Below are 14,540 nucleotides of genomic sequence, written 5' to 3' on the forward strand. Positions count from 1 at the left end.
GCACATGCCCACGCCCGAGCTGATCTCCCCGCGCTCCCCCCGTGTCGCCGCCGCCAAGCGGCTCGCTCGGCGTAACTTCCGGGGCAAGGAGCGGCGGTTCATCGCCGAGGGGCCGCAGGCCGTGCGGGAGGCCGTGGAGCACCGCAGTGGCGGTGAGGCGACGCTGACCGAGCTGTTCACCACCGTCGAGGCCGCCGAGCGGTACGCGGACATCGTGGCCGCCGCCCGCGACGCCGGGGCCCGGGTCCACTACGCGGACGACGAGGTGCTCGCCGAGGTCTCCCAGACCGTCACCCCGCAGGGCCTCGTCGGCGTCTGCCGCTTCCTGGACTCGCCCTTCGAGGACATCCTCGGGGCGCGCCCCAAGCTCGTCGCCGTCCTCGCGCACGTCCGCGACCCCGGCAACGCCGGCACCGTACTGCGCTGCGCGGACGCCGCCGGCGCCGACGCGGTCGTCCTCACCGACGCCTCCGTCGACCTGTACAACCCCAAGTCGGTACGCGCTTCGGTCGGTTCGCTCTTCCATCTGCCGGTCGCCGTCGGCGTCCCGGTCGAGCAGGCCGTACGGGGACTGCGGGACGCCGGGGTGCGCATCCTCGCCGCCGACGGGGCCGGCGAGGACGACCTCGACGACGAACTCGACGCGGGCACCATGGGCGGCCCCACCGCCTGGATCTTCGGCAACGAGGCCTGGGGCCTGCCCGAGGAGACCCGCGCCCTCGCGGACGCCGTGGTGCGCGTCCCGATCCACGGCCGGGCCGAGAGCCTCAACCTGGCGACCGCCGCCGCGGTGTGCCTGTACGCCTCGGCGCGGGCCCAGCGCACCCGCACGCCTCGCTGAGGGGGTCCGCACCATCACCTCCAGCTAGTAGGGTGACGGGCTCGGGGGCCCACTGTGTGCTTCGGAGAGGTGGGATACGGGGTATGGCTGTCGGCGTGAGGACCATCGGCGAGAACGCCCTGGTGCGCCCTTCTGCCCAGGACGACCTGGGGGTGGACCCCGAGGACCTGCCGGACGGACTCGTCGTCGCCGACGAGAAGGGCCGGGTCATCTGCTTCAACACGGCCGCCGCCCGGATCACCGCGGTCTCCCCGCGCGACGCGCTCGGCCTGGAGCTGGAGCGCGCCCTGCCGCTGGAGGACCTCAAGGGCCGCCGCTGGTGGCAGCTGACCGACCCGTACGGCGGACTCGCCATCCGCGTCGGCCAGCCCGAACGCAATCTGCTGCTGCCCGGCGGGCGCGAGGTGCTGGTCTCCGCGCGGTACGTCCGCGAGCACCCCACCGGCCCGGTCCGCCGGGTGGTGGTGAGCCTGCGCTCGACCGAGGCGCGCAGACGCACCGAGCGCTCGCACGCCGAGCTGATCGCCACCGTCGCCCATGAGCTGCGCTCCCCGCTGACCTCGGTCAAGGGGTTCACCGCGACGCTGCTCGCCAAGTGGGAGCGGTTCACCGACGCCCAGAAACGGCTGATGCTGGAGACCGTCGACGCCGACGCCAACCGCGTCACCCGGCTGATCGCCGAGCTCCTCGACATCTCCCGGATCGACTCCGGCCGTCTGGAGGTGCGCCGCCAGCCCGTGGACATAGCGGCGGCCGTCGGCCGGCACATCCAGGCCCATGTGGCCTCCGGCCAGGTCCCCGACCGCTTCCTGGTGCGCATCCAGCGCCCGCTGCCCGATCTCTGGGCGGATCCGGACAAGATCGACCAGGTCCTGGGCAACCTGCTGGAAAACGCGGTGCGCCACGGCGAGGGAACCGTCACCATCGAGGTGGCACCCGCGCCCGTCCGTATCGACGAGCACGACGAGAAGGGAACGGCCGTCACCGTGAGCGACGAAGGCCCCGGCATCCCCGAGGAGTCGATGGGCCGTGTCTTCACCCGTTTCTGGCGGGGCAGCAAACGCGGTGGCACCGGCCTCGGGCTCTACATCGTCAAGGGCATCGTGGAGGCGCACGGCGGCACCATCGCGGTGGGCCGGGGCTCCGGCGGTGGCGCCGAGTTCCGATTTATCCTGCCCGTCGGCGCCCCGGCCTACCTCCAGTAGGGACCGCCGGGCGGCCCACGGGCGCGTACGTACATTCCCACCCCGTTAGACTCGGCCTTTGGCGCGTTCGTGTCTCGGCCATCGCGCGACGGTCTCCGCGCGGACGAACCGCGAGGCGGTACCGCGCGGGCGAGTCGCTGTCGCGGTGGCGGGACCCCCAGCCAAGCCAATCGGAAGTACGGGAAGAGATGTCGGCACCCAATAAGTCGTACGACCCTGTTGAGGTCGAGGCACTGAAACCGGAAGAGATCGAGCGCATGCGGGACGAGGCGCTCGCCGCCTTCGCCGCGGCCGGTGACCTCGAAGCGCTCGCACACGCGAAGACCGCGCACGCCGGTGGCACCTCGCCCCTGTCGCTCGCCAACCGTGAGATCGGCGCCCTGCCGCCGCAGGCCAAGGCCGCGGCCGGCAAGCTCGTGGGCATGGCCCGCGGCGCCGTGAACAAGGCACTGGCGGCCCGCCAGGCCGAGCTGGAGGCCGAGCGCGACGCGCGCGTCCTGGTCGAGGAGGCGGTGGACGTCTCGCTGCCGTACGACCGTGTACCGGCCGGCGCCCGCCACCCGCTGACCACGCTCTCCGAGCGCATCGAGGACATCTTCGTGGCCATGGGCTACGAGGTCGCCGAGGGTCCGCAGGTCGAGGCCGAGTGGTTCAACTTCGACGCGCTCAACATCGGCCCGGACCACCCGGCCCGCGGCGAGGCGGACACCTTCTTCGTCCAGGCCGCCGACGGCACGGCGAACTCCGGCACGGTGCTGCGCACGCACACCTCCCCGGTGCAGATCCGCTCGCTCATCGACCGGGAGCCGCCGGTCTACGTGATCTGCCCCGGCCGGGTCTTCCGCACGGACGAGCTGGACGCCACGCACACCCCCGTCTTCAACCAGGTCGAGCTGCTCGCCGTCGACGAGGGCCTGACCATGGCGGACCTCAAGGGCACCCTGGACCACATGGTCCAGTCGCTCTTCGGCCAGGGCATGAAGACCCGGCTGCGGCCGAACTTCTTCCCCTTCACCGAGCCGTCCGCCGAGATGGACATGGTCTGCTACGTCTGCCGCGGCGAGTCCGTCGGCGACCCCGACCGCCCCTGCCGCACCTGCTCCAGCGAGGGCTGGATCGAGCTCGGCGGCTGCGGCATGGTCAACCCCAAGGTCCTCACCGCCTGCGGCGTCGACCCCGGGAAGTACAGCGGATTCGCCTTCGGCTTCGGCATCGAACGCCTGCTGATGTTCCGCCACAACGTCGAAGACATGCGAGACATGGTCGAGGGTGACGTCCGGTTCACCCGGCCGTTCGGGATGGAGATCTGATGCGGGTCCCGCTTTCTTGGCTGCGGGAGTACGTCGACCTGCCGGCGACGGAGACCGGCCGGGACGTCCAGGCCAAGCTCGTGTCCGCCGGTCTTGAGGTCGAGACCGTCGAGCAGCTCGGCGCCGGGCTCAAGGGCCCGCTGGTCGTCGGCCAGGTGCTGAGCATCGAGGAGCTGGAGGGCTTCAAGAAGCCCATCCGCTTCTGCACGGTCGACGTCGGCACGGCCAACGGCACCGGTGAGCCGCAGGAGATCGTCTGCGGCGCGCGCAACTTCCAGGTCGGCGACAAGGTCGTCGTGGTCCTGCCCGGCGCCGTGCTGCCCGGCGACTTCGCCATCGCCGCGCGCCAGACGTACGGCAGGACCTCGCACGGCATGATCTGCTCCGGCGACGAGCTGGGCATGGGCGACGACGGCAGCGGCGGCATCATCGTCCTGCCGCCGGAGCACGAGGCCGGCACGGACGCCATCGAGCTCCTGGAGCTCGTCGACGAGGTCCTGGACATCGCCGTCACCGCCAACCGCGGCGACTGCCTGTCCCTGCGCGGCGTGGCCCGCGAGACCGCCATCGCCTACGGCCTGCCGCTGCGCGACCCGGCGCTGCTCGACGTGCCCGCGCCCAACTCGTACGGCTACCCGGTGAAGATCGCCGACCCGATCGGCTGCGACCGCTTCACCGCGCGCACCGTCGTCGGCCTCGACCCCGAGGCCCGCTCGCCGATCTGGCTCCAGCGCCGGCTCCAGAAGGCCGGGATGCGCCCCATCTCGCTCGCCGTCGACGTCACCAACTACGTGATGATCGAGCTGGGCCAGCCGCTGCACGCCTACGACCGCACCCTGGTCGACGGGCCGATCGGGGTCCGCCGCGCCGAGCCCGGCGAGGTCCTCACCACCCTCGACGGCGCCAAGCGCACGCTCGACGCCGCCGACCTGGTCATCACCGACAACCGGGGCCCCATCGGCCTGGCCGGTGTGATGGGCGGCGCCAACACCGAGATCGCCGACTCGGTCACCGACCCCGAGACCGGCCAGGTCAGGGGCACCACCGAGGTGGTCATCGAGGCCGCGCACTTCGACCCGGTCGCCATCGCCCGTACCGCGCGCCGCCACAAGCTGTCCTCGGAGGCGTCCAAGCGCTTCGAGCGCGGCGTCGACCCGCAGGCCGCCTCCGCCGCCGCCCAGCGGACCGTCGACCTGCTGGTGCTCCTCGCGGGCGGTACCGCCGAGGCCGGTGTCACCGAGGTCCTCGCGCCCTCCGCGCCGCGCACCATCTCGGTCCCCGCCGACCACCCGGACCGGGTGGCGGGTGTGGAGTACGGCCGCGAGACCGTCGTGCGCCGCCTCCAGGAGATCGGCTGCGACGTCTACGGACAGGACGAGCTCGTCGTCACCGTGCCGTCGTGGCGCCCCGACCTCACCGAGCCGAACGACCTCGCCGAGGAGGTCATCCGGCTGGAGGGGTACGAGAACCTGCCCTCGACCCTGCCGAAGCCGCCCGCCGGCCGCGGTCTGACCGAGCGCCAGCGGCTGCACCGCCGGGTGGGCCGCGCGCTGGCCGGGGCCGGCTATGTGGAGGCGCCGAACTACCCGTTCGTCTCCGAGCAGGTCTTCGACCAGCTCGGCCTGGCGGCGGACGACCCGGGCCGCCGCGTCGTGAAGCTGGTCAACCCGCTCAACGACGAGGAGCCGGCGCTGCGCACCACGCTGCTGCCGGGGCTGCTCACCGCGCTGCGCCGCAACGCCGGCCGCGGCAGCCACGACCTGGCGCTCTTCGAGACCGGTCTGGTGTTCAAGCCCACCGAGCGGCCCGGCGTCGCCGGCCGGCTGCCCGTCGACCGCCGCCCCACCGACGAGGAGATCGCCGCGCTCGACGCCGTGCTGCCCGCGCAGCCCCGGCACGCGGCCGTGGTCCTCGCCGGTGCGCGCGAGCAGGCCGGCTGGTGGGGCAAGGGCCGTCCGGCGGACTGGGCCGACGCGGTCGAGGCCGCCCGGACCCTGGCCCGCGAGGCCGGCGCGGAGCTCATCGTCCAGCAGGGCCAGTACGGGCCGTGGCACCCGGGCCGCTGCGCCGAGCTCGCCGTCGTCATCGACGGGGAGATCGTCGCGATCGGCCACGCGGGCGAGCTGCAACCGCGCGTGGTCAAGGCGCTGAGCCTGCCCGAGCGCGCCTGCGCCATGGAGCTCGACCTGGACCTGCTGGCGAAGGCGGGGGAGGGCACCCTGCGGGCGCCCCGGATCTCCACCTTCCCGGTGGCCACCCAGGACGTGGCGCTGGTCGTCGACACCGAGGTCCCCTCGGCGGCCGTCGAGTACTTCCTGCGCGGCGGCGCCGGTGAACTCCTGGAGTCCATCCGGCTGTTCGACACCTACACCGGTGAGCAGATCGGCGAGGGCAAGAAGTCGCTGGCGTACGCGCTGCGCTTCCGCGCCCCCGACCGCACGCTGACCGTCGAGGAGGCCTCGGCCGCCCGCGACGCCGCGGTGGCCCTGGCCGCCGAGCGCACGGGCGCGGTGCTCCGCGGGGCGTAACAACCCGCACGGCAGTACGGAAAGGGCGCGTCCGGATCACCGGACGCGCCCTTGCCGCATGTGCGCCGCCTCCCCGCGCCCCGCTCTCGCTCAGCCCCTCCCTTCCCACGCGTGCCTGCTCACTCGTTCGGGTGAGAACGGGGAGCCATCTACGCGGAAGGGGGCAGCCGGTGGACAGAATCAATCCGGCCGTGAAGGCCGGGGCAGGGGCGAGCGGCGCAGAGGCCTAGGGGGGCCGACGGCATGATCCGTACCGGGAGCTGGACGGCGGCCTGCGCGCGCGCCCTCGGTACGGGGCGGGGTCTCGCGCTGGCGCTGCCCGCCCTCTGGCTGGTCCTGGTCGTCGTCTGGCAGCTGACCTGCCCCCTGGTCACCGACGACTCCCTGGGCCTGCGGATCGCCACCTGTGCCGCCTTCCTGACCGCCGTGGTCTGCCTGGTGCACGGCGTCCGGCTGACCGCGGCGCGGGAGCTGCGGCTCGTCCAGGAGGTCGCGGACGCCGCCCAGCGGGTGCTGCTGCGCCCGCCGCCGCCCCGCGTGGACGGGCTCACGGTGGCCGCCGGGCAGCTCTGCGCGGGCCGCGGCGCGGTGGTCGGCGGCGATCTGTACGAGGTGATGGCCACGCGGTACGGGGTGCGGGTCGTCATGGGTGATGTGCGCGGCCACGGACTGGGCTCGCTCGGCGCGGTCGCGGCGGTGCTCGGCAGCTTCCGCGAGGCAGCCCACGACGAACCGGAGCTGGCGGGCGTGCTGCGGCGCCTGGAGCGGGCGCTGCAGCGGCATCTGCGCGAGCGGGCCCGCAGCGAGCACCCCTCGTGCCGCACGGGTGAGCCCGAGAGCCCGCTCGCCGAGGAGTTCGTGACCGTACTGCTCCTGGAGATCCGCGCCGACGGCCTGGTGGTCGCCCTCAACTGCGGCCATCCCTGGCCCTACCGGCTGTGCGGCGGCGCCGAGGCCCTGCTGCCCGGTGATCCGCTGCCGCCGCTCGGCTCCTTCCCCCTCCCCGCCGACCTGCCGCTGCACCGCTGCACGCGGCTGCTGCCGGGGGAGGCGCTCTGTCTGCACACGGACGGCGCCGAGGACGCCCGGGACCGCGCCGGGCGGTTCTTCCGGCTGCAGGAAGTACTCGCCCGGGCGGCCCTGGACACCCCGCTGTCACCCGCCGCGGTGATCCACCGCGTACAGCGGGAGCTGCTGCGGCACACCGGCGGCCGGCTCGCCGACGACGTGGCGCTGATGGTGCTGCGCAACGACCGGGTGCGCGTGCCCGCGCAGCCCGCCGCCGTCCCCACCGCGCGGGCCCGGCGCTGAACCGGGCGGGCGTGCGCCGTCGGCCCTGCCGCGGAGTGACGGGCAGTTCGGCAGGACCGGCGGCGCCGGGAGCGGGCCGCCGCACTGTACGAGGGGGAGCCGGCGGCCCGGCACGCCTCTGTGGAGAGGCAGTTCAGTCAATCCGGAGCCGTCCGGCGGCGGCAGAGTGCGCGGCGTACGAATGCGAGCACTCCCATCACACCCCGTGTGAACGCGCCTCCTCTACGCTGGGTCCACCGAGCCAACGGAGGGCCTGATGCAGCCCAATACCCTGCTCGACGCGCTGGTCGACGAGGCAGGCATCTCGAACGCCGGGCTCGCGGCCCATGTCAACCAGGCGGGCCGTGCCCGGGGGCTGGCGCTGAGGTACGAACACACCGCGGTGGCCCGGTGGCTGAAGGGCCAGCGACCGCGCGGACAGGTGCCCGATCTGATCTGCGAGGTGCTCTCGGTCCGGCTGCACCGGCCGGTCACCCTCGACGACATCGGGCTCGGCGTGCCGGGTGAGCCGGCCGCGCCGGTGGGCTCACCGCTGGCGGGGTTCGTGGAGCGCGCCACCGCCCTGTGGCGCTCCGACGAGCAGCAGCGCCCGCACATACTGGGCGCCCCCGCGGTCACCGGCACCCCGGCCGTGATGCCGGTGTGGGAGTGGGAGAACCCGCCGGAGGACACCGATGTGTCCCGGCACGGGCAGACCGCCGTGGGCGAGAGCGACATCGAGATGCTGCGGGCCGCCCGCGAGCACTACGAGCTGATGTACCGCAAGGCCGGGGGCATCGCGACCCGTTCGCGCATCGTGGGCTTCCTCAACTCCGAGACCGCCCCGCTGCTGCGCGGCTGCTACACCGACGCGACCGGCCGGAAGCTGCACCGGGCGACCGGCGGCCTGGTCGCGGTCGCCGGGATCTGCGCGTACGACTCCAACGCCCAGGGACTGGCGCAGCGCTACTTCCACCAGGCGCTGAGGCTGGCGAAGGCGAGCGGGGACCGGGGGCTCGGCGCGTATGTGATCGCGCTGCTGGTCAACCAGTCGCTCTTCATGCGCGACTACCGCCAGGCGGTCGCCTTCGCGGAGGCGGCGCTGCGGGCGGCGGGCCATCAGCTCACCCCGGCGCTGGCCGCGGATCTGCACGCGATGCAGGCCAAGGCGTACGCACATCTCGGCGACGGGCCGAGCGCGCTCGGCGCGATCCGCGGCGCGGAGCGGGCGGCCGAGCGCATCCGGCCCAAGAAGGAACCCGCCGAGACCGGCTATGTCCAGCCGGGCCTGGTCAACGTCCAGGTGGCGGAGGCCCTGCTGCGGCTCGGCGATCTGCCGGCCGCGCGCGAGCAGGCGGGACTGGCGGCGCACGCCCCCTCGCACGACCGGGGCAGGGTGCACCGCCTGGCGATGCTCGCCCAGATCGAGCTGCGGCAGGGCGACGCGGACCGGGCCGTCGCGACGGCGGTCGAGATGGCCGAGCGGGCCCGCGGGATGGAGTCGCAGCGCCTTCGCGACCGGTTGCGCGTCGTACGCGAGCACCTGGTCGAGAGCGGTTGCGCCGGCGCCGACGAAGCCGCCGAGCTGATCGACGGGGCACTGCGCGTTCCCCTGTGAGCGCGCGCCTGCTGCGATATTGCCATCCTCTTGTCGGAAGGTGGCAAAAACGTGCAGTGGACGAACCTGAGTGAGCAAACTGTCTATGAGAACCGCTGGTTCCGCGTCAATCTCGCCGATGTCGCTCTCCCGGACGGGCGACACCTCGACCACTTCCTGATCCGGCTCCGCCCGGTCGCCGTGGCGACCGCGGTCAACGGGGCCAACGAGGTGCTGCTGCTCTGGCGGCACCGCTTCATCACCGACAGCTGGGGCTGGGAGCTGGCCGCGGGGGTCGTCGAGGACGGCGAGGACATCGAGGCCGCGGCGGCCCGCGAGATGGAGGAGGAGACCGGGTGGCGGCCGGGCCCGCTGCGCCATCTCCTCACCGTCGAGCCCGCCAACGGGCTCATCGACGCCCGCCACCACCTCTACTGGTCGGAGTCGGCCGAGTACATCGGCCACCCCGAGGACGACTTCGAGTCGTCGCGGCGCGAGTGGGTACCGCTCAAACTGGTGCCCGACATGATCGCCCGCGGGGAGGTGCCGGCCGCCAATATGGCGGCCGGACTCCTGCTCCTGCACCATCTGCGGCTCGGCGACGGCTGACCGCCGCCGTCCGCCGGTGTTCACCGCCCCAGTGCCTGCCAGACGGCGACGGTCAGCGCGCCGAGGGCGGTGAGCGCCGTGAGCGCGGGCAGCGGCCACCTGGTGTGTTCCAGGGTCGCCACCCGCACGCCCAGTTCGGCCAGTTCGCGTTCGCTCTGGTCGTCGCGGTGGGTGAGCAGCGTCAGCTGCCCGTCGATGCGGGCCAGGCCCACTTCCAGGGAACGGCGTAACTCGAACAGTTCGTCGACGGCCATCGGTAGGCCGGGGTCGCTCGGCACGGCGAGGCTCCTTCGTCAGTACGGCGGAATGCCATTGACTTTTCGCCAAGGAGTCAACTCGCCCTGCTCGCGGGGCGGGAGAGTGTGCGAAGAGCATATGCGGGCTCGCGCCGCACACCCGGTGTGAACGCGGCGGGCCCGGCCCTCGTCGGAGGGAGCCGGGCCCGGCGTCGGCCGTCGCGCGGTGGTCAGGCGTACGTGTAGAAACCGGAGCCGGTCTTGCGGCCCAGACGGCCCGCGTCCACCATGCGCTGCAGCAGCGGCGGCGCCGCGTACAGCGGTTCCTTGAACTCGTCGTACATCGAGTCCGCCACCGAGGCGACCGTGTCCAGACCGATGAGATCGGACAGCTTGAGCGGACCCATCGGGTGGGCGCAGCCCAGCTCCATGCCGTTGTCGATGTCCTCGCGGCTGGCGATGCCCGACTCGAACATCCGGATCGCGGAGAGCAGATACGGGATGAGCAGCGCGTTGACCACGAAGCCCGAGCGGTCCTGGGCACGGATCGCGTGCTTGCCGAGGACCTTCTCCACCATGGCCTGGGCCCGGCTGAGGGTGCCCTCCGAGGTGGTGAGCGCCGGGATCAGCTCGACGAGCTTCTGCACCGGCGCCGGGTTGAAGAAGTGGATGCCGATGACCTGGTCGGGCCGCGAGGTGGCGACCGCGAGCTTCACCAGCGGGATGGAGGAGGTGTTGGAGGCCAAGATCGCGTCCGGGCGGGTGACCACCTGGTCGAGGACCTGGAAGATCTCGGTCTTGACCTGCTCGTTCTCGACCACGGCCTCGATGACCAGATCGCGGTCGGCGAACTCGCCGAGGTCGGTGGTGAAGCTCAGCCGGGCGAGCGTCGCGTCACGCTCCTCCTCGGTGATCTTGCCGCGCTCGGCGGCCTTCGAGAGGGAGTTGTGCAGCCGGGTACGGCCGATCTCCAGGGCTTCGCCAGTGGTCTCGGCGACCTTCACGTCCAGGCCGCTACGGGCGCAGACCTCCGCGATGCCGGCCCCCATCTGGCCGCAGCCCACCACTCCGACGCGTGCAATATCTCCCGTAGGGTCCGTCACATCGTGCCTTTCGCTTCTGACAGAAAAGTCCCGGCGGGTCCCCCGTACGGTTCCGGCGCCCGACCCGGCCCCACGACGTTACTCCGCGCCTGCGTGGGATCAGGGGTTGGGGCGGGCATGCTGTGCGCAACACCGGACATTCTCGGCGACGAGGGGGGCACCAAGTGGGACGGATCACTCGGCGGGGACTGCTAGCGGCGACGCTCGCCGCTGGCTCGACCGGCACGGTGAACGGCCTGGTCACAGCGGGTGTGGCCGCCGCGCAGGACGTGCCCGGGGCCCTCGCGGCCCCCTCTCCCGGCCGCCCCTGGCACGCCCCGCGGCCCCTGGAGTTCCGGGGGGTGTGGCTGGCGACGGTGTCCAACCTCGACTGGCCCTCGCAACCGGGGCTGCCCCCGGACCGGCAGGAGGCCGAGCTCATCGCCCACCTCGACCGGGCCGCCGCCCTGCGGCTGAACGTGGTGGCGCTCCAGGTCCGCCCCACCGCCGACGCCCTGTGGCCCTCGCCGTATGAGCCGTGGAGCCAGTACCTCAGCGGGGTCCAGGGCCAGGACCCGGGCTGGGATCCACTGGGCACGGCCGTCCGCGAGGCCCACCGGCGCGGCCTGGAGCTGCACGCCTGGTTCAACCCGTACCGGGTGGCCAACCACACCGACCCGTCCAGGCTGGTGCCGACCCACCCCGCGCGCGTGCACCCCGACTGGGTCGTGGCGTACGGCGGAAAGCTCTACTACAACCCCGGGATCCCGGAGGTCCGCCACTTCGTGCAGGACGCGATGCTGGACGCGGTCACGCGCTACGACGTGGACGCGGTGCACTGGGACGACTACTTCTATCCGTACCCGGTCGCCGGTCAGGCCTTCGCCGACGACGACGCCTACGAGCGCTACGGCGCGGACTTCCCCGACCGGGCCGCCTGGCGCCGCGACAACATCGACCGCCTCGTCCGGGAGACCGCGGACCGGATCAAGCGGATCCGGGGCCGGGTGAAGTTCGGGATCAGCCCCTTCGCGGTCTGGCGCAACGCGGCGACCGACCCGCTCGGCTCGCCCACCAGGGCCGGGGTGCAGACCTACGACGACCTGCACGCCGACACCCGCAGGTGGGTGCGCGAGCACTGGATCGACTACATCTGCCCGCAGGTGTACTGGAACATCGGCTTCCAGGCCGCCGACTACGCCGAGCTGGTGCCCTGGTGGGACGCGGTCGCCCGGGACAGCGGCACCCAGCTGATCATCGGGGAGGCCCTGTACAAGGCGGGCAACCCCGCGCAGCCCCCCGCCTGGCAGGACCCGGCCGAGCTGTCCCGCCACCTCACGTTCGCACGGCGCTACGCGTCCGTGCGGGGCCACTGCTTCTTCTCCGCCAAGGACGTCGCTGAGGACCGGATCGGGGCGATGGCCCGTGTGGTCGCGGACCACTATCCCGGCCGGGTGCGGCCCTGACCGCCCCGCGACCGGGGAGCGCGGGGCGGCGCGCGGCCGGTCTCAGGCCGCCGCGCGCTGGGTGACGGCGATGCACACCAGCACACCCGCCGCGGCCAGCGGGGCGGCGGGGGAGAGGTGCTCGCCGAGCAGCAGGACCGCCCAGACCAGCGTGAGCAGCGGCTGCGCCAGCTGGAGCTGACTGGCCCGGGGCACCCCGATGGCGGCCATGCCCCGGTACCAGACGTACAGCCCGAAGAACTGCGAGCCGACCGCCACCCACAGCACCCCGAGGACGCCGTGCGCGCCCAGGTGGACCGGCTCGGCGGCGAGGGCCGCGGCCGAGCCGAGGGCGGCGAGCGGCAGGGTGAGGATCAGCGCCCAGCCGATCACCTGCCAGCCCGGCATCACCCGGGCGAGGCGCCCTCCCTCGGTGTATCCGGCGGCGCAGACCAGCAGGGCCGCGAAGAGGTAGAGGTCGCCCGTGGAGAGGGCGCCGCCGCTCTGCTGCACGGTGAAGGCGACCACCACCCCCGCTCCGGCCAGCGCCGCTGCCCAGAAGGCGCGGGAGGGCCGGCGCCCGGTCCGCAGCGCCGAGAGCGCGGCCGTGGTCAGCGGCAGCAGGCCCACCACGACCGCCGCGTGCGAGGTGGTGGAGGTCCGCAGGGCCATGGTGGTCAGCAGCGGGAAACCGACCACGGTCCCGGCCGCGACCATGGCGAGGCCCGCCCAGTGCCGGCGCTCGGGCAGCGGGACCCGGCCCACCAGCAGGAAGACACCGGCGATCACTCCGGCGAGCAGACTGCGGACGGCGACGAGCGACCAGGGCCCGAAACTCTCCAGGCCCCAGGCGGTGGCCGGGAAGGTCAGGGAGAAGGCGACGACACCGAGTCCGGCGAGGAGCGCGCCCTGCCGGGGGTCGGGGGCCGCCACCGGCCCCGGAGTGCGGGCCGGGCGGCTGTCGACCGCTATCGTCGTGGAGGCAGTAGCGCTATCCTGTGCTGTCATGCAAGAGCGTAGCAGCGTGGCCGACCTGGCGACCATCCTCAGAGATGAGCTCGACCGCTACTCCATAGGTGGAAAGCTGCCGTCGAGCCGGGCCCTCGTCGAGCGGTACCGGGTCTCGCCGGTGACCGTCTCGCGGGCGCTGGCCAGGCTCGCCGCCGAGGGCCTCGTCGTCACCCGGCCCGGCGCCGGGGTCTTCCGCGCCGAGCCCCGTACGTCCGCGACCCGCGCCGGCGACACCTCCTGGCAGGAGGTCTCGCTCAGCGCCGACGGAGCCACCGACGCGGTACCGCGCGCGGTCGACGCCTCCGGGGTCCTGGCCACCCTCGCCGCGCCGCCGCCCGGGGTGATCGAGTTCAACGGCGGCTACCTCGCCCCCGCCCTCCAGCCGGAGCGCGCGATGGCCGCCGCCCTCGCCCGGGCCGGCCGCCGCCCCGGCGCCTGGGGCCGGCCGCCCACCGACGGACTGACCGAACTGCGCGAGTGGTTCGCCCGTGAGATCGGCGGCACGGTCACCGCCGCCGAGGTGCTGATCTGCGCCGGGGGGCAGTCCGCGCTCACCACGGCGCTGCGGGCGCTCGCGGCGCCGGGCGCGCCGGTCCTGGTGGAGTCGCCGACCTATCCCGGCATGCTCGCGGTGGCCCGCGCCTCGGGGCTGCGGCCGGTACCGGTCCCGGTCGACACCGACGGGGTGCGGCCCGACCTGCTCGCCGCCGCCTTCCGGGCCACCGGGGCGCGGGTCCTGGTGAGCCAGCCGCTCTTCCAGAACCCCACGGGCGCGGTGCTCGCCCCGGCCCGGCGGGCCGAAGTGCTGCGGGTGGCGCGGGAGTCCGGGGCGTTCGTCATCGAGGACGACTTCGCCCGGCTGCTCGTCCACGCGGACGCCGGGCCGCTGCCCGCGCCGCTCGCCGCCGACGACCCCGACGGCGTGGTCGTGCACGTCCGCTCGCTCACCAAGGTGGCCTCCCCCAGTCTGCGCGTGGGCGCGCTCGCGGCCCGGGGCCCGGTCCTGGAGCGGCTGCGCGCGATCCAGGTCGTGGACAGCTTCTTCGTCCCGCGCCCGCTCCAGGAGACGGCCCTGGAGCTGGTCGGCTCCCCCGCCTGGCCCCGCCATCTGCGGGCCGTCTCCCAGGAGCTGGGGGAGCGCCGCCAGGCCATGGCGACCGCCCTGGCCCGCCATCTGCCCGGCCCGGCCGTGCCCCATCTGCCCTCCGGCAGGCGCAGCCACAGGTGGTAGCCGCCGGAGGGCAGATGGGGCACGGCCGGGCCGGGCAGATGGCGGGCCAGGGCGGTCGCCATGGCCTGGCGGCGCTCCCCCAGCTCCTGGGAGACGGCCCGCAGATGGCGGGGCCAGGCGGGGGAGCCGACCAGCTCCAGGGCCGTCTCCTGGAG

Annotated in this window: 11 protein-coding genes and 1 pseudogene; 9 read left to right on the forward strand and 3 right to left on the reverse strand. The window is 73.6% G+C overall.

Translation table 11 applies throughout. The features are described from left to right. Nucleotides 1-4 precede the first annotated feature (4 nt). From ACJA3G_RS13580 to ACJA3G_RS13610, 7 genes are all read left to right on the forward strand, one after another. On the forward strand, nucleotides 5-841 hold the full coding sequence (locus ACJA3G_RS13580; RefSeq protein ID WP_406553214.1) for a TrmH family RNA methyltransferase: 837 nt from the start codon (nucleotides 5-7) through the stop codon (nucleotides 839-841). A gap of 83 nt (nucleotides 842-924) precedes the next feature. Next, nucleotides 925-2,046, forward strand: a complete 1,122-nt coding sequence (locus tag ACJA3G_RS13585) for an ATP-binding protein (RefSeq protein WP_406553204.1) — start codon at nucleotides 925-927, stop codon at nucleotides 2,044-2,046. A gap of 188 nt (nucleotides 2,047-2,234) precedes the next feature. Then, nucleotides 2,235-3,356: a phenylalanine--tRNA ligase subunit alpha gene (gene pheS, locus ACJA3G_RS13590; RefSeq protein ID WP_406553205.1), complete on the forward strand. Its 1,122-nt coding sequence runs from the start codon at nucleotides 2,235-2,237 to the stop codon at nucleotides 3,354-3,356. After that, entirely contained in the window at nucleotides 3,356-5,884 is a 2,529-nt protein-coding gene (gene pheT, locus ACJA3G_RS13595) for a phenylalanine--tRNA ligase subunit beta (RefSeq protein WP_406553206.1), read from the forward strand. Before pheS ends, pheT begins: the two co-directional genes overlap by 1 nt. 243 nt (nucleotides 5,885-6,127) lie before the next feature. After that, on the forward strand, nucleotides 6,128-7,195 hold the full coding sequence (locus ACJA3G_RS13600; protein ID WP_406553207.1) for a PP2C family protein-serine/threonine phosphatase: 1,068 nt from the start codon (nucleotides 6,128-6,130) through the stop codon (nucleotides 7,193-7,195). Nucleotides 7,196-7,451: 256 nt separating this feature from the next. After that, nucleotides 7,452-8,792 (forward strand): transcriptional regulator, encoded by a 1,341-nt coding sequence (locus tag ACJA3G_RS13605; RefSeq protein ID WP_406553208.1) that lies wholly within the window; start codon nucleotides 7,452-7,454, stop codon nucleotides 8,790-8,792. 51 nt (nucleotides 8,793-8,843) lie between these two features. Further along, nucleotides 8,844-9,380 carry an NUDIX domain-containing protein gene (locus ACJA3G_RS13610; RefSeq protein WP_406553209.1) on the forward strand — a complete coding sequence of 179 codons (537 nt, stop codon included), beginning with the start codon at nucleotides 8,844-8,846 and terminating at the stop codon, nucleotides 9,378-9,380. Between the two features lie 20 nt (nucleotides 9,381-9,400). Here the strand turns inward: ACJA3G_RS13610 and ACJA3G_RS13615 are convergent, their stop codons facing one another. Continuing rightward, nucleotides 9,401-9,658 carry a hypothetical protein gene (locus tag ACJA3G_RS13615; RefSeq protein ID WP_406553210.1) on the reverse strand — a complete coding sequence of 86 codons (258 nt, stop codon included), beginning with the start codon at nucleotides 9,656-9,658 and terminating at the stop codon, nucleotides 9,401-9,403. Nucleotides 9,659-9,846: 188 nt separating this feature from the next. Beyond that, nucleotides 9,847-10,719 (reverse strand): 3-hydroxybutyryl-CoA dehydrogenase, encoded by an 873-nt coding sequence (locus ACJA3G_RS13620; RefSeq protein ID WP_406553211.1) that lies wholly within the window; start codon nucleotides 10,717-10,719, stop codon nucleotides 9,847-9,849. Nucleotides 10,720-10,883: 164 nt separating this feature from the next. Between ACJA3G_RS13620 and ACJA3G_RS13625 the strand changes: the two genes are divergently transcribed. After that, nucleotides 10,884-12,164, forward strand: coding sequence for a glycoside hydrolase family 10 protein (locus ACJA3G_RS13625; protein ID WP_406553212.1), 1,281 nt, complete (start codon nucleotides 10,884-10,886; stop codon nucleotides 12,162-12,164). A gap of 42 nt (nucleotides 12,165-12,206) precedes the next feature. On the opposite strand, the gene ACJA3G_RS13630 is transcribed toward ACJA3G_RS13625, so the two are convergent. Next, nucleotides 12,207-13,151 carry a DMT family transporter gene (locus ACJA3G_RS13630; RefSeq protein ID WP_406553213.1) on the reverse strand — a complete coding sequence of 315 codons (945 nt, stop codon included), beginning with the start codon at nucleotides 13,149-13,151 and terminating at the stop codon, nucleotides 12,207-12,209. Here ACJA3G_RS13630 and ACJA3G_RS13635 point away from each other — a divergent pair. Then, nucleotides 13,150-14,382, forward strand: a pseudogene (locus ACJA3G_RS13635) (PLP-dependent aminotransferase family protein); the annotation flags it as partial. The gene ACJA3G_RS13630 and the pseudogene ACJA3G_RS13635 overlap by 2 nt on opposite strands. Nucleotides 14,383-14,540 lie beyond the last annotated feature (158 nt).

It is taken from the genome of Streptomyces sp. YS-3, assembly GCF_045257485.1.
Taxonomy (GTDB): domain Bacteria; phylum Actinomycetota; class Actinomycetes; order Streptomycetales; family Streptomycetaceae; genus Streptomyces.